Origin of the sequence: Sporosarcina sp. PTS2304 (assembly GCF_003351785.1) — a bacterium.
Classification (GTDB): Bacteria; Bacillota; Bacilli; order Bacillales_A; family Planococcaceae; genus Sporosarcina.
Map to the genome: position 1 here is coordinate 694,210 of NZ_CP031230.1, position 22,515 is coordinate 716,724.

The 22,515-nt window shown below is 39.9% G+C and carries 22 protein-coding genes and 1 riboswitch; of the genes, 18 read left to right on the plus strand and 4 right to left on the minus strand.

Annotated features, from left to right (window positions below; genetic code table 11):
- Nucleotides 1–112 precede the first annotated feature (112 nt).
- The 8 genes from yhbH (at nt 113) to DV702_RS03150 (ending at nt 8,436) form a co-directional block, all read left to right on the plus strand.
- Entirely contained in the window at nt 113–1,273 is a 1,161-nt protein-coding gene (yhbH, locus tag DV702_RS03115) for a sporulation protein YhbH (protein WP_114923422.1), read from the plus strand.
- Nucleotides 1,270–2,664, plus strand: a complete 1,395-nt coding sequence (locus DV702_RS03120; protein WP_114923423.1) for a SpoVR family protein — start codon at nt 1,270–1,272, stop codon at nt 2,662–2,664. Before yhbH ends, DV702_RS03120 begins: the two co-directional genes overlap by 4 nt.
- A 419-nt stretch (nt 2,665–3,083) precedes the next feature.
- Nucleotides 3,084–3,878, plus strand: a complete 795-nt coding sequence (locus DV702_RS03125; protein WP_114923424.1) for an amino acid ABC transporter substrate-binding protein — start codon at nt 3,084–3,086, stop codon at nt 3,876–3,878.
- Nucleotides 3,879–3,989: 111 nt separating this feature from the next.
- On the plus strand, nt 3,990–4,649 hold the full coding sequence (locus DV702_RS03130; protein ID WP_114923425.1) for an amino acid ABC transporter permease: 660 nt from the start codon (nt 3,990–3,992) through the stop codon (nt 4,647–4,649).
- A 12-nt stretch (nt 4,650–4,661) separates the two neighbouring features.
- On the plus strand, nt 4,662–5,411 hold the full coding sequence (locus tag DV702_RS03135) for an amino acid ABC transporter ATP-binding protein (RefSeq protein ID WP_114923426.1): 750 nt from the start codon (nt 4,662–4,664) through the stop codon (nt 5,409–5,411).
- 180 nt (nt 5,412–5,591) lie between these two features.
- Entirely contained in the window at nt 5,592–6,602 is a 1,011-nt protein-coding gene (locus DV702_RS03140; RefSeq protein ID WP_114923427.1) for an ABC transporter substrate-binding protein, read from the plus strand.
- Nucleotides 6,603–6,620: 18 nt separating this feature from the next.
- Nucleotides 6,621–7,661, plus strand: a complete 1,041-nt coding sequence (locus DV702_RS03145) for an ABC transporter permease (RefSeq protein WP_114923428.1) — start codon at nt 6,621–6,623, stop codon at nt 7,659–7,661.
- Nucleotides 7,639–8,436 (plus strand): ABC transporter ATP-binding protein, encoded by a 798-nt coding sequence (locus DV702_RS03150; RefSeq protein ID WP_114923429.1) that lies wholly within the window; start codon nt 7,639–7,641, stop codon nt 8,434–8,436. The genes DV702_RS03145 and DV702_RS03150 overlap by 23 nt, the downstream gene beginning before the upstream one ends.
- A gap of 670 nt (nt 8,437–9,106) precedes the next feature.
- On the opposite strand, the gene DV702_RS03155 is transcribed toward DV702_RS03150, so the two are convergent.
- The gene (locus DV702_RS03155) at nt 9,107–10,201 is read right to left on the minus strand and encodes a branched-chain amino acid aminotransferase (RefSeq protein WP_114923430.1); all 1,095 of its coding nucleotides are present in this window, start codon (nt 10,199–10,201) and stop codon (nt 9,107–9,109) included.
- A gap of 135 nt (nt 10,202–10,336) precedes the next feature.
- Between DV702_RS03155 and DV702_RS03160 the strand changes: the two genes are divergently transcribed.
- From DV702_RS03160 to DV702_RS03170, 3 genes are all read left to right on the plus strand, one after another.
- A complete protein-coding gene (locus tag DV702_RS03160; RefSeq protein ID WP_114923431.1) occupies nt 10,337–11,461 on the plus strand; it encodes an NAD(P)/FAD-dependent oxidoreductase in 1,125 nt (374 codons plus the stop codon).
- Between the two features lie 61 nt (nt 11,462–11,522).
- A complete protein-coding gene (locus DV702_RS03165; protein ID WP_114923432.1) occupies nt 11,523–12,434 on the plus strand; it encodes a pseudouridine-5'-phosphate glycosidase in 912 nt (303 codons plus the stop codon).
- Between the two features lie 29 nt (nt 12,435–12,463).
- On the plus strand, nt 12,464–13,219 hold the full coding sequence (locus DV702_RS03170) for an exodeoxyribonuclease III (protein ID WP_114923433.1): 756 nt from the start codon (nt 12,464–12,466) through the stop codon (nt 13,217–13,219).
- Nucleotides 13,220–13,607: 388 nt separating this feature from the next.
- On the opposite strand, the gene DV702_RS03175 is transcribed toward DV702_RS03170, so the two are convergent.
- A complete protein-coding gene (locus DV702_RS03175; protein WP_114923434.1) occupies nt 13,608–14,840 on the minus strand; it encodes a CynX/NimT family MFS transporter in 1,233 nt (410 codons plus the stop codon).
- Nucleotides 14,841–14,914: 74 nt separating this feature from the next.
- Here DV702_RS03175 and DV702_RS03180 point away from each other — a divergent pair, with 74 nt between their 5' ends.
- The 3 genes from DV702_RS03180 to DV702_RS03190 all read left to right on the plus strand — a co-directional run bounded on the left by DV702_RS03180 (nt 14,915) and on the right by DV702_RS03190 (nt 18,077).
- Nucleotides 14,915–15,844, plus strand: coding sequence for an AEC family transporter (locus tag DV702_RS03180; RefSeq protein WP_114923435.1), 930 nt, complete (start codon nt 14,915–14,917; stop codon nt 15,842–15,844).
- Nucleotides 15,845–15,915: 71 nt separating this feature from the next.
- Nucleotides 15,916–16,017, plus strand: a riboswitch (purine riboswitch).
- A gap of 126 nt (nt 16,018–16,143) precedes the next feature.
- Nucleotides 16,144–16,728 carry a xanthine phosphoribosyltransferase gene (locus DV702_RS03185; protein WP_114923436.1) on the plus strand — a complete coding sequence of 195 codons (585 nt, stop codon included), beginning with the start codon at nt 16,144–16,146 and terminating at the stop codon, nt 16,726–16,728.
- Nucleotides 16,728–18,077, plus strand: coding sequence for a nucleobase:cation symporter-2 family protein (locus tag DV702_RS03190; protein WP_114923437.1), 1,350 nt, complete (start codon nt 16,728–16,730; stop codon nt 18,075–18,077). The genes DV702_RS03185 and DV702_RS03190 overlap by 1 nt, the downstream gene beginning before the upstream one ends.
- A gap of 33 nt (nt 18,078–18,110) precedes the next feature.
- Here DV702_RS03190 and DV702_RS03195 read toward each other — a convergent pair whose 3' ends face one another.
- Together DV702_RS03195 and DV702_RS03200 are read right to left on the minus strand one after the other, a co-directional pair.
- Nucleotides 18,111–18,362, minus strand: a complete 252-nt coding sequence (locus tag DV702_RS03195) for a hypothetical protein (RefSeq protein WP_114923438.1) — start codon at nt 18,360–18,362, stop codon at nt 18,111–18,113.
- A gap of 531 nt (nt 18,363–18,893) precedes the next feature.
- The gene (locus DV702_RS03200; RefSeq protein ID WP_114923439.1) at nt 18,894–19,799 is read right to left on the minus strand and encodes an aldo/keto reductase; all 906 of its coding nucleotides are present in this window, start codon (nt 19,797–19,799) and stop codon (nt 18,894–18,896) included.
- Between the two features lie 73 nt (nt 19,800–19,872).
- Here DV702_RS03200 and DV702_RS03205 point away from each other — a divergent pair, with 73 nt between their 5' ends.
- The 4 genes from DV702_RS03205 to xerD all read left to right on the plus strand — a co-directional run bounded on the left by DV702_RS03205 (nt 19,873) and on the right by xerD (nt 22,505).
- Nucleotides 19,873–20,406: an NUDIX hydrolase gene (locus DV702_RS03205; protein WP_114923440.1), complete on the plus strand. Its 534-nt coding sequence runs from the start codon at nt 19,873–19,875 to the stop codon at nt 20,404–20,406.
- A 70-nt stretch (nt 20,407–20,476) separates the two neighbouring features.
- Complete coding sequence (locus tag DV702_RS03210) at nt 20,477–20,989, plus strand: hypothetical protein (protein ID WP_114923441.1); 513 nt, start codon at nt 20,477–20,479, stop codon at nt 20,987–20,989.
- 95 nt (nt 20,990–21,084) lie between these two features.
- The gene (locus DV702_RS03215) at nt 21,085–21,561 is read left to right on the plus strand and encodes a ferric iron uptake transcriptional regulator (RefSeq protein ID WP_114923442.1); all 477 of its coding nucleotides are present in this window, start codon (nt 21,085–21,087) and stop codon (nt 21,559–21,561) included.
- 44 nt (nt 21,562–21,605) lie between these two features.
- Nucleotides 21,606–22,505, plus strand: coding sequence for a site-specific tyrosine recombinase XerD (xerD, locus tag DV702_RS03220; RefSeq protein ID WP_114923443.1), 900 nt, complete (start codon nt 21,606–21,608; stop codon nt 22,503–22,505).
- Nucleotides 22,506–22,515: the final 10 nt, after the last annotated feature.

Genomic DNA, 22,515 nt, shown 5'->3' on the forward strand with positions numbered 1-22,515 from the left:
AAGGTCCTTCACGGGATCTTGTTTTTTTGTTTCCTCACCAATTTGTCAATATTCAAATAGCTGTCGCATAGGATAAGGAAACAAATTGTTCGAGAGATAGGCGGGGATTCGAATGGAAGAACAAGAGAACAGTCGATTTGTTGTTACTGAGGAAAATTGGACTCTCCATCGCAAAGGCCACCAGGATCAGCAACGCCATCTGGATAAAATTAAAGAAGTATTGCAAAGTAACTTGCCGGATTTGATAAGTGAAGAAAGCATCGTTCTTTCGAATGGAAAAGACGTAGTTAAAATACCGATTCGTTCATTGGACGAATTTAGGATCCGCTACAACCATGATAAGTCCAAGCACGTGGGGCAAGGGCAGGGAGATAGTGAAGTAGGCGATGTAGTAGCGCAAGGAGAGGAAAAAGCGCAACCTGGTGAAGGGAAAGAAGCTGGTGATCAGCCAGGCCAAGACATTTATGAAACAGAAGTCTCTATGGAAGAATTAGAGGAGATGTTTTTCAAGGAGTTGGAATTACCTGATCTAGAACAAAAAGAGCAATCCGTTACGACGATTGAGGACATTGATTTTACGGACATACGAAAAAAGGGTTTAATCGGTAATATAGATAAAAAACGTACGTTACTATCAGCTATTAAGCGAAATGCGATGAAAGGTAAGGCGCAAATTGCACCGATTCTGGAAGATGATCTGCGGTTTAAAACTTGGAATCCTGTAGAGAAGCCTCAATCGAAAGCGGTCGTCTTGGCAATGATGGATACAAGTGGTTCCATGGGGAAATTTGAGAAATATATGGCGAGAAGTTTCTTCTTTTGGATGACGAAGTTTTTGCGCACGAAGTATGAAACAGTAGATATCGAATTTATCGCACACCATACAGAAGCGAAAGTAGTTACGGAAGATAATTTTTTCAATCGTGGGGAAAGCGGAGGAACGAGATGTTCTTCTGCGTACGAGAAAGCATTACAAGTGATTAGGGAGTCGTATCCGCCGGCTAGTTACAATATTTACCCTGTGCACTTTTCAGATGGTGAGAATATGACGAGTGATAACCGTAAATGCTTAGATTATGTAGATGAATTACTATCGATTTCCAATATGTTTGGTTATGCCGAAGTGAATGAGCATCGTAGAATGTCTACACTTATGTCTGTCTATAAATCAATTGAGCATCCAAAATTTAACTACTATATTTTGCAGAAAAACCGCGATGTCTACTTTGCGCTGAAGAAGTTTTTTGAAAAGCGAAAGGAGAGATTCCGCTGACTGAAAAACTAGCATTAGAGCGAGCGATTGAAGAAATTACTGAAATTGCCAGTGGATTTGGTCTTGATTTCTATCCGATGCGTTATGAGATTTGTCCGGCTGATATTTTGTATACGTTCGGTGCCTATGGTATGCCAACTCGTTTCTCGCATTGGAGCTTTGGTAAACAGTTCCATAAAATGAAACTTCAATATGACGTAGGGTTGAGCAAAATTTATGAGTTAGTCATTAATTCAGACCCGTGTTATGCATTTCTATTAAATACAAATAGTTTGATTCAGAATAAGTTAATTATTGCTCATGTGTTGGCACATTGTGATTTCTTCAAAAATAACGTGTACTTTTCAAAGACTCGTAAAGATATGGTTGAAAGTATGGCTGCGACTGCAGATCGTATAGCTGATTATGAAATACGTTATGGAAAACAGCGAGTAGAAACATTTTTAGATGCCGTACTAGCGATTCAAGAGCATGTGGATCCGAGTATTACACGAGATGTAAAGTCTTCACCCTCACTTGATCATCAATCGAAAAAGACAAAACATGATTATGAGGATTTATGGAACTTGGATGCACGTCCGATCCCTGGACAACAAGCTCTTGAAATGAATAAAAAGAATCCGCCCGAACAAGAAAAAGATGTACTGTTGTTTATACTGGAGAACAGCAGACAAATGACGAATTGGCAAGCCGATATTTTAACTATGTTGCGAGAAGAGATGTTATATTTTTGGCCTCAATTAGAGACGAAAATTATGAATGAAGGCTGGGCATCATACTGGCATCAACAAATTTTGCGTCAAATGGATTTAACACCGTCCGAAACAATTGAATTTGCTAAACTTAACGCCAATGTTTTACAACCATCTAAAACGACGATTAACCCGTATTATTTAGGAGTGAAAATGTTTGAAGATATTGAAAAGCGCTATGACGCAATAGCGGAAGCGAAGGCAAAAGAAAAACGAACAGTAACAGGACGTGAAAAAATTTTTGAAGTTCGTGAAATCGAAAATGATACATCATTTATCCGTAATTATTTAACCGACGACTTGATCAAACATGAGGATATGTATGTTTTTCAAAAACAAGAAAACCTATACAAGATTTCCGACAAACAGACAGACGCTGTTCGAGATCAGTTGATCGGTATGCGGGTAAATGGGGGCTTTCCATATATCGTCGTAGAAGATGGAGACTATATGCGTAACGGTGAACTGTATCTCGTTCACCGCTATGAAGACACCGAACTAGACTTACCTTACCTCGAACACGTATTGCCCCATATACACCACCTTTGGGGGCGTATTGTACACCTTGAAACCGTATTAGAAAACAAGCCACTCATATTTTCATACGATGGGCATAAAGTCTTCAGAAGATCAAAATGAAATGCAGTAGCGCAGTGAGCCAAGGCATTACGAGTTACACTTGGAAATACAAATATGTATGCCTTCTCTCTGCGCTTCATTCGTAAAAGACATTCTCCGCGCCCTCTCAGGAAAGCACCCAGTTCTGTTGGGAGAATCCTCAAGACTACACTCGCTCTCCAAATACTTGTCAAGCTCATCCTATTTCTAAAAGCTTATTCTTTTCTTTGGATAATCAGTAGGATTGTGTAAAAACGTTACTCTTTTAGGATGCGATATAAAAAAGCCAGTTTGTTTTCTACCTATGTAATAATTCTATTTTATCTTTGTGAGAAGTAGGAATTTATAGCGCAAAGGCTTTTCATTTCTTTCTTCTAATGTTATTTTTAAAGTATATTAACTCGTTAACGTGATAAAGAGTTAAAAAAGGGGGAAATGAAATGAAGAAAGTTACAGTAGCATTATTTCTATCTGCGCTTCTTTTAGTTATCGCAGGCTGTTCAGACAAGTCAACAGATGGAAATCAGTCAACAGATACTCAGAAAAACAAAGAAATAGTTGTCGGTGTCGATGATAAGTTTGCACCTATGGGTTTTCGTGATGACAAAAATGAATTAGTTGGATTTGATATTGAAATGGCAAAAGTAGCAGCTGAACATATGGGTGCTACAGCGAAATTCCAGCCGATCGATTGGAAAACGAAAGAAACAGAACTAAGCAGTGGTCGTATTGATTTAATCTGGAATGGCTATACAATTACAGATGAACGTAAAGAAAAAGTATTATTCACAAAACCTTATTTAGACAATAATCAAGTCGTCGTTACATTAACTGATTCGGATGTTAACACGATCGAACAATTGGAAGGGAAAGAAGTAGGCGTTCAAGCACTTTCTTCAGCAGGCCCTGCACTAGAAAGTCACCCAATCCATGAAAAGCTAAAAAAGGTTACAGAATTTGCGGATAATGTATTGGCGTTGACAGATTTAAAAACAGGACGTCTAGATGCTGTCGTTATTGATGAAGTCGTAATCGATTACTACATGACGAATGAAGAAGGTGTCTTTAAAAAATTAGATGGTTCATTAGCTGTTGAAGAATACGGAATCGGTGTCAAAAAAGGAAATGAGCAATTACTTGAAGATCTTCAAAAGGCATTAGATACAATGAATGAAGATGGAACTGCAGCGGAAATCTCCACAAAGTGGTTCGGTGAAGACAAAGTTCTTCGTTAAGTTATAAGAAATTATTGTATGCCACAGAGGGCTACTTATTGTGAACTTTCTGTGGCATTATATAATGTAAATGTATAGTGAATCACAGATGGTTTTTGGAGGAATTGAAAAATGACTTTTGAATATTTTATGTCTATGTTGATCCCGATGCTCGAAGGTGCTAAAGCGACCGTGCTATTATTCGTACTCGCTATTGTTCTTTCGATTCCACTTGGTTTCATGCTGACACTTGCCGTAAGAAGTAGTATAAAACCAATTTCATTTTTGGCGCAGACATATATTTATGTAATGCGTGGAACTCCTTTGTTATTACAGCTATTGTTCTTTGTATTTGGTTTACCACTTCTGCCGGTAATTGGGGAGTTTTTAGTGCTGGATCGTTTTGCGGCTGCCACACTAGCTTTTATTTTAAATTATGCAGCGTATTTTGCTGAAATCTTTCGTGGTGGATTATTATCGATCGATAAAGGACAATACGAAGCATCACAAGTGCTTGGATTATCTAAATGGCAGACGACGGTTCGGGTTATATTGCCACAAATGTTCCGTGTAACACTACCGCCTATTGCTAATGAATCTGTTTCATTAGTAAAGGATACTGCGTTGTTGTATGCAGTGGCGGTTCCCGAATTACTTCATTATGCACAAACTGTAGTAAATAGAGATTTTACGATTATTCCGTTTTTTATCGCTGCGGGTATATATTTGTTAATCGCTTTTGGACTTACGATTGTGTTTAAATATTTAGAAAGAAAGCTGCGATACGAGTAAGGAGAGAAAACGATGTCTTTTATAGAAGTGCGTAATTTAAAAAAATCATTCGGTCCATTAGAAGTATTAAAAGATATTTCGTTTGATGTAGAACAAAACGACGTCTTAGCCATTATTGGTCCTTCGGGGTCTGGAAAAAGTACGATGCTTCGCAGTTTAATCCAATTGGAGCAAGTAGGCGGTGGCAGTATTGTAGTGGATGGGGATTATTTAGTGAATGATGGTGAGTATGCCAGTCCAGCTGATAGTAAAATGATTAATGCGAAAATGGGCATGGTGTTTCAGCAGTTTAATCTATTTCCCCATTTGACTGTGAAACAAAATTTGGAGCTGGCACCGAAACTTGTAAAGAAAGAAAAGACTAAAGAAATGAGTAACCGAGCGATTGAACTTCTTGAAAAGGTAGGTCTCGCATCTAAAATTGATGAACTACCTTCTAGATTGTCTGGTGGTCAAAAACAACGTGTAGCGATTGCGCGGGCATTAATGATGAATCCGGAAATTTTATTGTTTGATGAGCCTACTTCAGCGCTTGATCCACAACTGACAAAAGAAGTGTTGCACGTTATGAGAAATTTAGCCGAAGAACATATGACAATGATCGTTGTGACGCATGAAATGGAATTCGCTAGTAATGTCGCCAACCGAGTCATCTTCATGGATGAAGGTAGAATCATTGAATCAGGAACTCCGGATGAACTATTCAAAGCACCAAAAGAATATCGCACGAAACAATTTTTAAACTATGAAATGAATGAGTAAAGCCATAAAAACTAGCCTATCGCAAATTTCAACTTGCGATGGGCTATTTTTTGTGAGAATTTACTTACAATATGGAAAATTCCATTGACGGATAGCCGTGTAAAGGGTACGATTACGTATAATTATTGCCTTTTCTGAATATACCGACAGGCGATAGAACATATAATAGGGGGATTTTGGATGAGAAAACGTTGGATAACTTATGCAGTTGCACTTTTTAGTATTGTGCTCGTTCTGGCTGCATGCGGAGGGAAAGATGATTCATCAGGTGCAACTACAGACAACAATAATGATGATAAAGACAGCGGTAAAGAAAAATATACAATTGGCGTCACGCAAATCGTTGAACATCCATCTTTAGACGCTGCATTAGAAGGCTTCCAAAAAGCTATTGAAGACGCTGGTTTGGAAGTCGAATATGATAAGCAAAATGCGCAAAATGATAATAGTTCAAACTCCACAATTGCAAATAACTTGGCAGGTGCAGGAGTGGATTTAATATTTGCCAACTCTACACCGAGTGCACAGGCAGCAGCTAGTGCTACTCAGGATATTCCTATAATCTTTACATCAGTAACAGATGCGGTAGCGGCAGAGCTAGTTGCTTCTAACGAAGAACCAGGCGGTAACGTAACGGGAACAATTGATAATCATCCGGACGCTATTTCAAACACGATGAAATTTTTGAAAGATAATGTAGGCGCAAAAAAAGTAGGTATGATTTTTAACTCTGGAGAACAGAATTCTCGTCTTCAAGTAGATTCTGTAAAAGAAATCTTGAAAGATATGGATATGGAAGTAGTGGAAGCGTCGGTTGCAACTTCAGCAGACGTTAAACAAGCAGCAGAATCATTGATTGGTTCAGTTGATTCATTCTATATCATCACAGATAACACAGTTGTTTCTGCATTAGAATCAGTGATCTCTGTAGCAAATGATAATAAAATTCCTATGATGGTCGGGGAATTCGATTCAGTAAAACGTGGCGGACTAGGTGCATACGGTTTCGAGTACTATGATATCGGTTATGAAGCTGGAGAAATGGCTGTTAAAGTTCTGACAGGTGAAGCGAAAACTGAAACATTACCTGTACAAGTACCACAAAATTTAAAGTTGATGGTAAATAAAAAGACTGCGGAAACAATTGATCTTGAAATTCAAGATGATTGGAATGCAGAAATTGTAGAATAAACTAGGAGATGATCTTGCATGTTTTCAGCTGTATTTGGCTCAGTTGAGCAGGGCATCATCTATGCGATTATGGCACTCGGAGTGTATCTAACATTCCGAGTGCTTGATTTTCCAGATTTAACAGTGGACGGAAGTTTTGTAACAGGCGCAGCTGTAGCGGCTACGATGATCGTGTTCGATTATCATCCGCTTGTCGCAACACTTACTGCTATTTTGGTCGGTTTTTTTGCGGGATGTATAACAGGGTTATTACATACCAAAGGAAAGATCAATCCACTATTATCCGGAATCCTCATGATGATAGCTCTATACTCGATAAACCTTCGGATAATGGGACTGACTACTGAAAGTTCAGTAGGCCGCCCGAACATTCCACTTTTGAATGCAGAAACGATTTTTAGTAAGTTCCAAGCATTTTGGAGTAGTCTCGGAGTGGACGAGGCAATCAATGGCTTTCTCGGCGGATTAGGCATTAGCCATCTGCCTTCTACATGGGGCACGTTATGTTTAATGATTGTTGTGACGATTATTATTAAAATTATTGCGGACTGGTTCCTACAGACTGAATTGGGATTGGCGATTCGAGCGACTGGTGATAATAAAAAGATGATTCGTAGTTTCTCAGCAAATACGGATACTTTGGTCATTTTAGGTCTTGGAATTTCCAATGCACTTGTCGCATTTTCAGGTTCATTAATTGCACAATACGGTAAATTTGCTGATAACGGTATGGGAATTGGTATGATTATTATCGGGCTAGCTTCCGTAATTATTGGGGAAGCGATTTTTGGAACGAAAACGATTTTCCGTACGACATTGGCAGTCATTATCGGAGCGGTTATTTATAGAATCGTCCTAGGATTGTCGTTGCGTGTGAAAATACTAGACTCAGGAGATATGAAATTGATTACCGCAGTTATTGTTATTGCTGCATTAATCATTCCGCAAATTTTGGAAAAACGCCGTGAAAAAGCACGGAAAGCAAAAAGGCAAACAGAGCGATTGGAAATGAAAGCGTCACAAGGAGGTCACAGCATTGCTGAAACTAGACAACATTAATAAGATTTTCAACGAAGCAACTCCTGATGAAAAAGTGGCACTTGATCAAATAAATCTTCATTTGCAACCAGGTGATTTTGTAACAGTCATCGGAAGTAATGGGGCAGGTAAATCGACTATGATGAATATGATTTCTGGTGCATTGTCTCCAGACTTCGGTTCGATTTATATTGATAATAAAGATGTGACGCGATTAGCGGAATTCAAACGTTCAAGAATGATTGGACGTGTGTTCCAAGATCCGATGGCAGGGACTGCTCCCACCATGACGATTGAAGAAAATTTGGCTATGGCTTATTCACGCAATAAACTACGTTCTCTTCGCCGTGGGGTGGATAAAAAACGTAAAGATGTATTCCGTACGTCTCTTGAAACATTGCATTTAAACCTAGAGAATCGGATGACAGCCAAAGTTGGTTTGTTATCAGGTGGAGAACGTCAAGCGCTATCATTACTAATGGCGACGTTCACTCAGCCTTCTATTTTGTTGTTAGATGAGCATACCGCGGCACTCGATCCGTCACGTGCAGAGTTAATTACAGATTTGACTAAGCGTCTGGTAGAGCAAGACAAGCTCACTACGTTGATGGTAACGCATAATATGCAGCAGGCGCTAGACCTTGGAAATCGTTTGATTATGATGGATAAGGGACAGATTATTTTAGAAGTGGAGGAAGAGCAAAAGAAAGATTTGACGATTGCGAAGTTAATGGCGGAGTTCCAGCGGATTCGCGGAGAACAATTGACGAGTGATGCTGCGTTGTTGTCGGTATAATTTATGAAAGAGACTGTCCAGGAAGTCAGTATTGTCTGATTTTATGTGATGGTCTTTTTCTTATTCAAAAGGCTTATTTGTCATTTCGCATAGGGTGAGTATATATGTTGATGGTTTGTGAAGGTTTGTTGCTGAACGGATAGAAGAGAAGATTGGATTATTAGGTTGTTAGTTCTAGATAGTTGGGATTCAACGGATTAGAGTGATGGGAGACGCAAGGGATGTCGTTACGTTGCGTTTCAGCCGGACGCGTTCAGAAGGGGTCGCGGTGAACCAACCAGTCGCTTTGCTCCTTTGGTTGTTTCACCTGTCGACCTGATCCTTCCTGAGTCGCCGGCTTGCACTACACTGCACTTTTCAGCTTTCTTTAGGAGAGAGGTTGTAACCGCTGGATTGTTAGTTCTAGATAGTTGGGATTCAACGGATTAGTGATGGAAGACGTTAGGTATTTCATTACGTTGCGTTTTAGCCGGATGCGTCCCCCTCAGGAAAGCGTCCGGTTTCTCTCAGGAGAATCCTCACACGTACACTATTTTTCTGCACTATACAGGAAGAGCTATTTACCCTACTCTAACTTCTGGACGAACCCCAACTGTCCTGTAGACACAACCTTGCAAAAAAACTACACCACTTTCCCGACAAGGCAAAGTGGTGTAGTTTACTAATATTCTTATGCTAATTGCGCAATGTGTTTTTTAATTTCATACACCCAACCAAATGGATCTTCTTCCGTTCCTGTCTGGATATGAGTCAATGTATCGTAAAGTTGTTGAGAAAGTTTACCCGTTTCGCCATTACCGATGACCATTTTATAACCATCCCAATTCAATTCGCCCACTGGAGAAATGACAGCTGCTGTTCCAGTGCCGAAAATTTCTTCAAGTTCACCATTTTCATAAGCGACTTTAATTTCTTCCATAGAAATTTTCCGTTCAGCTACAGGTACATTCCAGTGACGTAAGAGCTGCAGGATCGATTTTCTTGTGATTCCTTCAAGAATGCTACCGTTGATCGCAGGAGTAACGACTTCTCCATTGATTTTGAAGAAAATATTCATGCTTCCTACTTCTTCGACATATTTTCGTTCTACACCGTCAAGCCATAGAACTTGCGAGTAGCCTGCTAGATCTGCAGCTTCTTGTGCTTTTAAAGCAGAAGCGTAGTTTCCAGCCGTCTTTGCGCTACCTGTTCCACCTTTTGTGGCGCGGACAAACTCATTTTCCACTAAAATCTTCACTGGGTGGATGCCTTCTTTATAATAAGATCCGACAGGTGATAGAATCATAAAGAATTGATATTTTTTAGCAGGAGCAACGCCTAGGAAAGCTTCTGTTGCAATGACGAATGGCCGAATGTATAATGACGTACCATCAAGCGTAGGAATCCAATCTTCCTCAATTTGCAATAACTGGTTAAGAGCGTAAAGTGCATTCTCTTCGTCGATTCTTGGCATGCACAGTCGATCTAATGAGTAGTTTAGACGTTTCATATTTTCTTCTGGACGGAACAAACGAATTGTTCCTTCTTTAGAGCGATATGCTTTCATTCCTTCGAAAACCGTTTGGCCGTAATGTAAGACGATGGCAGCAGGATCTAAAGTTAGAGGAGCATAAGGTACGATACGATGATTGTGCCAACTTTTACCTTCTTCATAATCTATAATAAGCATGTGGTCTGTAAATGTTTTTCCGAAAACAAGGGTAGATGGGTCTGGTTTTTCTTTTTTGTTTTGAGTAAGTTGAATTTGCATAGGTAATCTTGTCATAATCATCAGATCTCCTCAAGGTGTGGAATATTCCGAAACGAATATTTCGAATAAAATAATTATACAACTTTTTCCGAAAAAATAAAGTGAAAAGTTTGTAGATTTTGAAACGTATACAATTAGGAGTGGTTTTTTTTGAAGAAAATTATAATTGTAGGGGCAGGAATTGTTGGAATTTCTGCTGCTTATCATCTTTCGAATAAGACAACAGAAGTAGTTGTTATTGATAGACAAGAGCCCGGCCAGGCAACGAAAGCGGCTGCTGGTATTATTTGTCCGTGGGCTTCGCAAAGACGTAATAAAGCGTGGTATGCGCTGGCTTCAGCGGGAGCTGCTTATTACCCCGAGTTGATCCGTTCATTAGAAGAAGAAGGGGAAATGGAAACGGGATATAAAAAAGTAGGTGCATTGGCGATTCATGCAGATATAGAGCGTCTGCAAAAAAAGAAGAAATTAGTAGAAGAACGGAGAATCACATCTCCAGAAATAGGGGACGTCCGCTTAGTACATGCCGAACAACTTGCTGAACATGTGCCGATATTGGCTGAAGAATATCATGCGCTTTGGATAGCAGGAGGCGCAAAAGTAGAAGGAGATCGTCTGCGAGAAGCGATGGAACGAGTGGCGAGTAAGCGTGGTGTCAAAATCATTCATGGTTCTGCTTCTCCTTTTGTCGAAGAAGGGACTATTTGTGGCGTAGTCGTCTCAGGTGAACTCATTCGAGCAGACGAAATCATTCTCGCAGCGGGTGCATGGGCTCCAGAATTTATCGCGCCTCTTGGATTAAACTTATTAGTAAAAGGACAAAAAGCACAACTTCTTCATTTGCAGACAGACCATCATACTTCCGGTGAATGGCCTGTCATTATGCCGCCAAGCACACAATACATAGTTCCTTTTCAAAAAGGGCGCTTTGTGGCGGGTGCAACTCACGAAGATATAGAAGATTTTGCTATTCAGCCGACAGCAGGTGGTATACTAGAAATACTGAAGCACGCTTTGCCAATCGCACCTGACTTATATCAAGCGCAAGTAAATGAAGTTCGTGTAGGGATTCGTCCGCACACTCCAAACTTTATGCCAGTACTAGGTCAAGTCCCAGGTTTTCCGTCACTGTGGATAGCGAATGGCTTAGGTTCTTCCGGACTCACTGTGGGACCATTACTCGGTAAAATTTTATCGCAAGTAGTACTTGATCAGCCGACAGAATGGGATTTGGAAAGCTATAAGATCTCACAAGTAATTGAAGCGGGCCATTGACTACATCTGTAGAATGATTATTATAAATATATAGATAATGAACGGTTAGGGGGAATTTTGGATGAGAAGATATGTTTCGTACTCAGAAGAAGTGATCGAAGCTATGAAATATGATAAACCTTTAGTTGCATTGGAATCTACTATTATTACGTACGGTATGCCATTTCCTGAGAATGTGCAGGCGGCGCGGGAAGTTCAGCAAATAGTGCGGGATCACGGTGCGGTACCTGCAACAATCGCGATTATGGACGGCAAGATTAAAATTGGTTTGTCAGATGAGGAGTTAGAAAGATTTGGTGATAGCAAAGGTGTTGTGAAGGCATCAAGACGAGATATTAGCTACTTAATCGCTACGAAAAAGCCAGGTGCAACAACTGTGGCGGCTTCGATGTTCTTTGCAGACTTGGCCAGAATTCGCGTCTTTACAACAGGCGCAATTGGCGGAGTGCATCGTGGAGTGGAAGAGACGATGGATATTTCAGCTGATTTAGACGAGTTTGCACGTACAAGTGTGGCTGTTGTTTGTTCAGGGGCTAAATCTATTCTTGATTTAGGAAAAACACTGGAATACTTAGAAACAAAAGGTGTGCCGGTAATGGGATATCAAACTGATATTTTCCCTGCATTTTATACGAGAAGCAGTGCGCATCATGTCGACTATCAAATTGACGATATCGATATGATTGCAGAGATGCTACGTGTAAAATGGAACTTAGGGCTTGAAGGAAGCGCGATAATTGCCAATCCTATTCCTGAACAATACGCAATGGATGAACAATATATGGAAAAGTTAGTGTCTGATGCTTTGCAAGAAGCGAAGGAACTTGGTGTGACTGGTAAAGAATTGACTCCGCATATGTTGAAGAAAGTACAGCAGTTAACCGGTGGAAAAAGTTTAGAAGCAAATATCGCTTTAGTTAAATCAAATGCAGAACTTGCAGCGAAACTAGCAGTTAGTTTTAATGGCAATTAAATTATTACACGTAGATAGGTCGTGTTAGGTTGAAAGTAGTTTCTTGGAATGTAAACGGGATCCGAGCTTGTGTGAAAAAGGGCTTTATGGATTTCTTTCACGAAATGAACGCAGATATATTTTGCGTACAAGAAATCAAATGCCAAGAAGGGCAAATTGACTTACCGTTAACGGGGTATTATCAATACTGGAATTATGCAGAGAAAAAAGGATACTCCGGTACAGCGATCTTTACGAAGCAACAACCGCTTTCAGTTCACTATGGATTAAATGATGCAAATGACGAACCAGAAGGCCGGGTCATTACGTTGGAATTTGAACAGTTTTATTTAGTCACTTGCTATACACCAAATGCACAACGAGATCTCGCTCGTTTATCTTATCGACTGGAGTGGGAAGATGAAATGTTTGCTCACTTGGCGATGTTGCATGCAAGAAAGCCAGTTGTTTATTGCGGTGATCTTAATGTAGCGCATGAGGAAATCGATATTCGTAATGTGAAATCTAATAAAGGTAATTCAGGCTTTACGATTGAAGAACGTAGTAAAATGTCAGATTTGCTTGCGAGTGGATTTATAGATACATTCCGTCATTTGCATCCAACGAATGAAGGGGCATACACGTGGTGGTCATATATGCGGGATGTTCGTGCGCGTAATATTGGCTGGCGTATCGATTACATCATTATTTCTAGTGCATTACAGTCTTGTTTACACCGTGCAACGATCCATGCAGAAGTATTCGGAAGTGATCATTGTCCGATTTCTGCTGAGCTGGATTTATGAATAAAGAAGTAGACACAAGTAGTGAGGCCGTTCAGAAATCAGTTACATCTGATTTCTATAATGGTCTTTTACTTGTGAAAACAAATTATTGGTTGGCTGGATAGTTTAAAGTGAATCGATATGTTAACTATTGAGTTATCGTTTTTAAAGGCTAAGTGTTGAGCTGATGACAAAGAGATATGTAGGAAATGTCTTTACGTTGCGTTTCAGAAGGACGCTTTCGTGGAGAACCCGGGGTGAACTAACTATAGATATGTGCTCCTAACTTAGAACAAGTGCCTATTAGTAAAACCTGGCAGAGAAAAACGAATAATTTTTCTCTGCCAAGTTCATTTTAGAGACTTTGTATATAATCCTAATATTTAGATGTTGTTTCGACTTTTTATTATTAAACTTTTCCATCTGAAAATAAGTGGCGGTTTTTTCCGGCACCTAGACCACTGATCAACAGTAGAAAAGCGATGAATAAAAATACATATAGCGGTAAAGTCCACGTACCTGTCCAGTCATGTAAGTAACCGAATAGAACAGGTCCGATCGCTGCTAGTAAGTAGCCGACAGATTGTGCCATTCCGGATAAAGAAGCGGCTTCCTCAGGTGTACTTGAGCGTAATGTGAAAAACATCATAGATAATCCAAAAGCTGCTCCACCTGCAAGCCCGATGAAAATCATCCATACAGCATTCAAACTTTCACTGCCTACTAAAACACCGCCATAGCCGATGACATAGCAAGCGAAAACAGTTAATACTAATCCTCTTTGATTGCGTACTTTATCCGCAATGACGGGGATAATGAAGACCATCGGCAATTGAGAGAATTGAATGAGTGACAGCATCCAACCTGCCGCCTCATCTGACATACCGCTATCTTGCAACACGACAGGCATCCATGAAGAAGTTGTGTAGAACAGAAATGATTGTAAGCCCATAAAGAATGTAACAAACCAAGCAACAGGAGATTTCCATACTGGTGTTGCGGCATGTATTTTAATTGTTTTGTTGATTTCTTTCTCTTTTTCCCTCTTCACACGAATTTGTGGAATCCATACGATGATGGCAATAAATGTGATAATCCCCCATATACCTAAAGCGCCTTGCCAACCGTAAGACGTCTCATTAGCAATAGGAACTGCAATGCCAGAAGCTACTGTGGCCGATAAGTTCATGGAAACAGAATATAAACCAGTCATTAAACCGATATGTAATGGAAAGCTTAGCTTCAATAAACTAGGTAATAATACATTGGCGAACGCAATGCCGACACCGATTAAAAATGTACCGATCAGCAACAACGAGCTAGAACCTTCGGAACGCAGCAAAATACCCGCCATCAGAATAAGCATGGAATAAAAAAGTGTAGGTGCCAAACCATAACGTTTAGAAAGTCTTGGAGCAAACGGCGAAACGATTGCGAAGGCCAGCAACGGAATAGTAGTTAAAAAACCTGCGAGTGAATTGGAAATATGTAGTTGCTCACGGATCGAACCGATGATGGGCCCGACAGAAGTGAGTGGTGAACGAAGAGTAGCCGCAATAAATAAAATCCCAGCTAATAAAATCCACTGGCTCTTCGGAAAGTGTAAATGTTTCGTAGGTTTTTCTGTTTTTGATTGTACCAATGTATGGCCTCCTAAATTCTATGAAGATTGTTCTGAGAAGTATATAGTGTAGACAACAGAAAGGAGTGTCCTTTGTGGAGTATTTACTCATTGTCTTTGTAAATGTTATCACACCGATGTTAATTTTATTAGGAATTGGTGTCGTTTTGCAAATAAAGTTCACTTTTAATGTAAAAGCATTGGGTAATATTTTAACGTACTGTCTTATTCCGGCAGCCGTGTTTATGAATTTATACCATACAGTTATTAATGTTGAAGTGTTGCTCGAAGTATTGTTGTTTGTCGTGTTATTTTCTACATCACTTATTGTAGTCGGCCATGTATTCAGTAAAATGTTGCGCCTCAACCGTCAACAAACCGCTGTCATGAAAAATAGTATTGTGCTCATTAACTCGGGAAACTACGGTTTGCCTGTCAGCCAGTTAGTGTTTCATGCAAATCCGCTAGGTGTATCGATTCAAATTGTCTTAATTGTTTACCAGAACTTGTTAACATACTCTTACGGTTTATATAATTTGGTTTCTTCTACACGATCGGGGATAGAAATTATAAAAGAATTTCTCAAGATGCCGATTATACATGCGTTATGGCTTGGAGCTTTATTGAATCTAACTTCCATACAATTGCCGAATTTTGTAGAAGTGCCGATTGGTCACCTCTCTGACGCATTTATCGCAATTGCTTTAATTACTCTTGGTGCCCAACTTGCGCAAATTCGCGTGAAAACATTATGGAACCGATTAATTTTCTTAAGCGCATTTGGTCGACTCGTTTTATCGCCAACCATTGCTTTCATCTTACTAATACTATTGAAAATAGACGGCATTACTGCGCAGTCATTGTGGATTGCAAGTTCTTTTCCAACCTCGCGCAACAGCTCTACGCTGGCTTTGGAATATGATGTAGAATCGGAGCTGGCAGCACAAATTGTTTTATTTAATACAGTAGCAAGCAGTTTTACTGTCGGTTTTGTGATCTATCTTTCATCTGTTTTATTCGGATAAATAAGAGAATTGTACATAATATATTTGGAAGAATTAAGTATTGATAATTTGTCGAATCGTGCTATACTGTTACCATTCAGTTAAATAGGTCTCATATAATCGCGGGAATATGGCCCGTAAGTTTCTACCGATCTACCGTAAATGGATCGCCTATGAGAGAATGAAAAGCAGCTTTCTTGTCTTTTGATAGGAAAATGCTTTTTCATCTTTACAAGCGTAGATGTCGCTCTCTCATAGTTTATATGGGGGAAATGGCATATACGTTTTTTTATTCGCAAAATCGAAGGGAGCTTAACAGCGTGGAGTTGCTAAAAGAAAAGATTCGACAAGAAGGAAAAGTATTATCGGAAGAGGTATTGAAAGTCGATTCCTTTTTAAATCACCAAATCGATCCAGTATTGATGCAAGAGATTGGGAAGGAATTTGTCTCGCGTTTCAGTGATCAACAAATTACGAAAATCGTCACAATTGAATCTTCTGGAATTGCACCAGCTACGATGGCAGGGCTTCTGCTCGGAGTACCTGTAGTGTTTGCAAGAAAACGTAAATCTCTTACATTAACGGATCATTTATACTCCGCGAAAGTTCATTCGTTTACTAAAGGTGAAACTAATGATATTTCTGTATCGAAGGATTTCATTTCATCTGCGGATACTGTGTTATTAATTGATGATTTCTTGGCAAATGGTCAGGCTGCACTTGGATTAATAGAAATTGTTAAACAAGCAGGCGCGCAACTTGCCGGGGTAGGCATTGTCATTGAAAAAAGTTTCCAACCTGGCGGGAAAATGATGCGTACGTCGGGTATTCGAGTGGAATCACTGGCTGAAGTTCAGTCATTAGCGAATGGAAAAGTGCAATTTGTCGGGGAGGAAAATCTGTAATGAAAACGACGGTACTCGGTTTTCAGCATTTGCTCGCAATGTATGCAGGGGCTGTATTAGTTCCGTTGATTGTCGGTAACGCAATAGGGTTAACTCCTACACAGCTAACATATCTTGTATCAATTGATATTTTAATGTGTGGGATTGCGACTATTTTACAAATCTCTCGTAATAAATATTTTGGAATAGGGCTACCAGTCGTTTTAGGTTGTACATTTACTGCTGTTGGTCCGATGATTTTAATTGGAAATGAATACGGAATTTCAGCTATTTATGGTGCCGTCATTGCTTCCGGTGTCATTATATTTTTCATCAGTAGATTTTTTGGAAGCTTGGTACGTTTCTTTCCACCGATTGTTACAGGTTCAGTCGTTACAATTATTGGTATTACGTTAATTCCGGTAGCGATTAACAATATGGGTGGAGGGCAAGGTGCAGAAGACTTTGGTTCGATTACGAATGTTGCGTTGTCATTCGGTACATTGCTATTTATCGTGTTATTATATCGTTTCTCGACAGGTTTTTTGCAGTCAATCGCCATTTTACTAGGCTTGGTTGTCGGGACGGTAGTAGCGGTATTTCTTGGTGTTGTGGACTTTGCTAATGTTCAAGATGCGTCGTACGTTCATATGGTCATGCCGTTTTATTTAGCTACACCAACATTTCACTTCTTGCCAATTGCCATTATGACACTTGTCGCGATGGTGTCGTTAGTCGAGTCTACAGGTGTATATTTTGCACTTGGGGATATTTGTGAAGAAACGATCGATCAAAGTAAATTGGAAAAAGGCTATCGCGCAGAAGGATTAGCTTCCGTCATCGGTGGAATTTTTAATGCGTTTCCGTATACTACATTTTCACAAAATGTAGGATTGATGCAATTATCTGGCGTGAAATCACGGAAAGTGATATTTGTTACAGCAATTATGCTCATTTCGTTAGGGTTTTTGCCTAAAGTAGCGGCGCTGGCTACTATTATTCCGAATGCGGTTCTTGGTGGGGCAATGGTTGCGATGTTTGGTATGGTCGTTTCACAAGGGATTAAAATGCTTAGTCCGGTCATTTCAAAATCTGAAGATAATGCAATGATCGTTGCTTGTTCGATTGGTATCGGTCTAGGCGTTTCAGTCGTACCAGACCTTTTCTCAAACTTACCTGAGACGATTCAGATTTTAACAAGTAATGGAATCGTGCTAGGTAGTATTACGGCTATCTTATTAAATATCATTTTCAACATGATCCCAACTAAAAAGAAAGAGTTAGTAAAAACATCTAACGAATCACGCACAACCCCAGTAGCTACAAAAAAAGACGTAGCTTTATTGAATGCAACTACAGAAAGTAAATAAAATCTTGCTTCGATTTAAAGCACAGGAGGCTAACTAGTAATCGCTTAAAATAAACAGGCGGAGAAAAACTATTTGTTTTTCTCCGCCTGATTTTGGTTTGTAGTCGTTCACAGTTGAAAGTAGCCGGCGGATGCCCGCTACTTTCAACAGATTGTGAACCAGTGCGACGATTCCGAACTCCGTATGAACCTTTTCAAGGCCACGGAGCGATGCACTAGGTTCTTCTATAGGGAAGGTGAGCTGTTCTGTGGTATACTGTTCGTAAGTAATCTTTGGATTGCGCATAAAAAATCGTTCTTTCGTAGAGTGGGTTTGGTAACTTTATTCTACTAGAAAGGGCGATTTTTTTGTACCTATTTGAAGCAAGACATCGAGTGGATTTTCGTTCTAGGCGGCGACTCGGGGAGGATCAGGTCGACAAGTGAAACATCCGGCGTAGCGCTAGCGGAGCGGTATGGTTCACTGCGACCCCTCCCGAACGCGTCCGCCTGGAACGGAAAGGAACGGCGAAGAGAGGATTCTTCTATTCGTTTCATGGGAAAAAGGGTTGTCACAGAAACTCAGTTCTTACTGACTTTCTGGACAGCCCCGTTTTTAATAGGCATTTATTTTAAGTTAGGAGCTCATTTTGTCTTTATAGTTCACCGCATCCCTTTCTAGAAAGCATATCGTCTAGAAGCGCAAGCCGCACACTCTAAGTCAGCTTCACTTCATCCAATCGCGATAATCAAACTCGCTTTTATATAAATAAATGAGAGAGTTATACATAATATGGTGAATCAACAAGTATATTTACAAAATCTTATTGAGAGCTATTCAACTCAGTCGATGTTGCTCATACCGATGCTGTATAGTTGACTGCATTAGTTTCTCTACTAGCTGAGGATCAGTAGTTGTCTGATAGGCATCTACGGATTGTTGTAATTGTTCAACTGTGCGGGAGCCGATAAGTGCTGAGGCTACCGCTTTTGGTCTGAGAGCGAATGCGAGCGCGTATGCATGCATGTCGTCAGTTTCCTTTGACAAGGCTTGTACTGTCTGCTGCAGATCATCTTGTCTATACGAAGCAAAACCGTCCATCTTTTCCACTCGTTTATTTCCTTCGTCAGTTAATAATCCTTTAGCTAAAGTTCCGCGTGTAACGACTGACGCACCGAATTGTGTAATCATCGAAAAATATTCTTCCGGTCGTCGATCCAATAAATTGTATTGCATCATGACGGAAACCGCAGTACTGTTTTTTAGGAAACGTTCGATCACATTCGGTCGAATGGAGGATATACCATACTCCCGAACAATCCCTTCTTTCTTTAATTCTTCAAATGCTTCAATCGTTTCATCTACAGAATCTTCCATCGTACCTCCATGCAATTGGTATAAGTCGATATAATCCAGTTGCAATCTGTGAAGACTATCCTTTACTGCCTCCATTATATATTCTCTAGAAGCATCCCATGTCCAACCTTCTTTATCTGGCGTCCATTTATTCCCTACCTTTGTTGCAATGATTAAATCTTGTCTATGTTCTTTTAATACGTTTCCTATAATTTCTTCATTTATTCCTTTGTCGTACAGATCTGCTGTATCAAAATAGTTTATACCGCTGTCCATTGCGGCTTCAAGCACATAACGTGCAGGTTCAAGCTCGGCAGGCAGTGACATACAGCCAAGACCTAATTCAGATACGAGTAATTCACTAGAACCTAGTGTACGCAACTTCATTTACTTCACTCCTTTACCTTTCATGGTACAATGAATTATAACTAGAAAACCAATAGAAAGGGTTGAAGATAGGATGAAGTTTGAAGAGCGAACCCTCTCGACAGAAAAAATATTTACAGGTAAAGTCATTTCCATGCAAGTAGATGAAGTAGAATTACCAGACGGAAAAATTGCCAAACGAGAATTGGTTAAACATCCTGGAGCTGTTGCAATCATTGCATTAACGGACGATGGAAAGCTAGTTTTAGTAGAGCAATTTAGAAAACCATTGGAGCGTACGATGCTAGAGATTCCAGCCGGCAAAATTGAACCGGGAGAAAAGCCTGAACTTACTGCGATTCGTGAATTAGAAGAAGAAACAGGATATCGTGCGAATTCATTTACATATTTACAGACGTTTTCTACCTCGCCGGGTTTTGCGGATGAGATTATTCATTTGTATGTAGCAACGGATTTAGTGAAAGTAGACCAACCTGCAGTTGGAGATGAAGACGAATTTATAGAAGTTCTCGAAGTGTCTACGGAAGAAGCGGATGAACTCATCGCAAATGAACGTATTTATGATGCGAAGACTGTTGTGGCGGTATGGTACGCAAAAAGTCTATGATTTGAAAAAGTAGAGCTATTTTGTATAGGACAAGCATATGTTGTACAAACATTGCGGAGGTGTCCTATTTATGGCTCGATCATTGTCTTTTATTTATTTATTCGTTATACTCGCAATCAGTTATATCGGAGGCGCTTTGTTATTTAGAGAATGGCCTATTGCATCATTTGAACCATTCGTTGGATTATTCGATCAACGAGTAGTAAAAGGATCGGACGCTTCTATTTGGTCGCCGCTCATAGTGACGAGTAGTTTTATAGCGCTGGTCATGATTCTTTCAAAATATAAAAGAGTCCGCTTCATCATTATGTTTGTAGGGGCTACAAAATGTGTAGTATTTGGACTGTCCTCTACGTATTTTCTATCAACCGGCATGAAGTTAGTAATGTATGCGGTGTGGTGGTTCCCATTTCAATTTTTAGGATGTTTAGTTTTCCTAATTTTATGTACTGTGTTGAACCCGCCCTTTTTTACTGCACCTGCACATAAGAAAGACCGTCCACTATCAGCGGTACCTTTATTGATCGGCTTACTTTTGATCATTCAGCTGCTTGAATTAACGATCTTTCATTTTATTAGTTAGTTTCTATTATGTATTAATACAAGCTGAACATTTCCTTTCTATTGTCATCTGGAAAGTCAGTTTGGTATACTAGATACAATTGAGGGGGGCGTCGTATGGAAAGCCGAATTGAGCGCATTAAGAAGCAGTTACACGGGGCCAGCTACAAGTTGACGCCTCAGCGTGAAGCGACTGTAGCGGTTCTTCTTGAAAACGAAGAAGATCATCTAAGTGCGGAAGAAGTATTTCTTCTCGTAAAAGAGAAAGCACCTGATATCGGGTTAGCTACTGTGTACCGCACATTAGAGTTATTAACAGAGTTAAAAGTAGTTGATAAAATTAATTTTGGCGACGGTGTAGCGCGTTATGACCTTCGAGAAGAAGGAGCGACACGTTTTCACCACCACTTGATTTGTCTGGATTGTGGAACTGTAGACGAGATTCAAGAAGACTTACTCGGAGAAGTGGAAAAAGTGGTGGAAAGTCGTTACGGGTTTAAAGTAAAAGACCACTGGCTCACTTTTCACGGTATTTGTCATCGTTGTAAAGATAAAGATACAGAAAAAAAGAATGAAGACGACGGGATGGCATAAGTGCTGTCCTTTTTTTACTTTTTATATGAAAGGAGCCATGTAGTATGAAAGAAGCGCAGTTCGCACTTGAGGATTATGTACACTTTCTAACTGTAGAAAGACAACTTGCTCAAAATACAGTAAAATCCTATAAGCGGGATCTAGTGGAATATCTTCGTTTTTTAGAAAGTTTATCTTTGGAAACGCTTAACTCGATTGAACGTCCTATCGTTTTACAATATTTGCAGAAGTTAAAAGACAGTGGGAAATCTAGCAGGACGCTGTCACGTCATATTTCCTCTATCCGTTCATTTCATCAGTTTTTAGTAAGAGAACAAGTGACAACACATGATTGTACTATTCATATTGAGTTGCCGAAAATCGAACAGAAGTTACCGGATGTATTATCTGTTCCTGAAATTGAGTTATTACTAGATTCGATTGATTGTTCGAATGCTAGAGGAATACGTGATGTGGCTTTACTAGAATTGTTATATGGTACCGGAATGCGGGTAAGTGAATTAATAGCGATTGATTTAACTGATCTTCACTTGACTATGGGATTTGTTCGTGTGTTCGGTAAAGGTAGTAAGGAGCGCATTGTGCCCCTAGGTCGTTCAGCGGTTGATGCATGTAGTCGATATGTAAATGAATCACGTCCCGTTTGTGTTGGTACATCTCCATCTACTGACGCGCTGTTTTTAAATATGCACGGCAGACGCCTTACTCGTCAAGGGTGTTGGAAAATTCTTAAAGACGCCGGAAGAGAAGCGAATATCCAAAAGGTGATTTCACCTCACTTGCTACGGCATTCATTTGCGACGCATTTGATCGAAAATGGCGCTGATTTAAGGGCTGTGCAGGAAATGCTTGGTCATGCCGACATTTCCACTACGCAACTTTACACGCACGTAAGCAAGAAACGATTAAAAGATGTATATAGTATGTATCATCCGAGGGCATAACAATATTAAT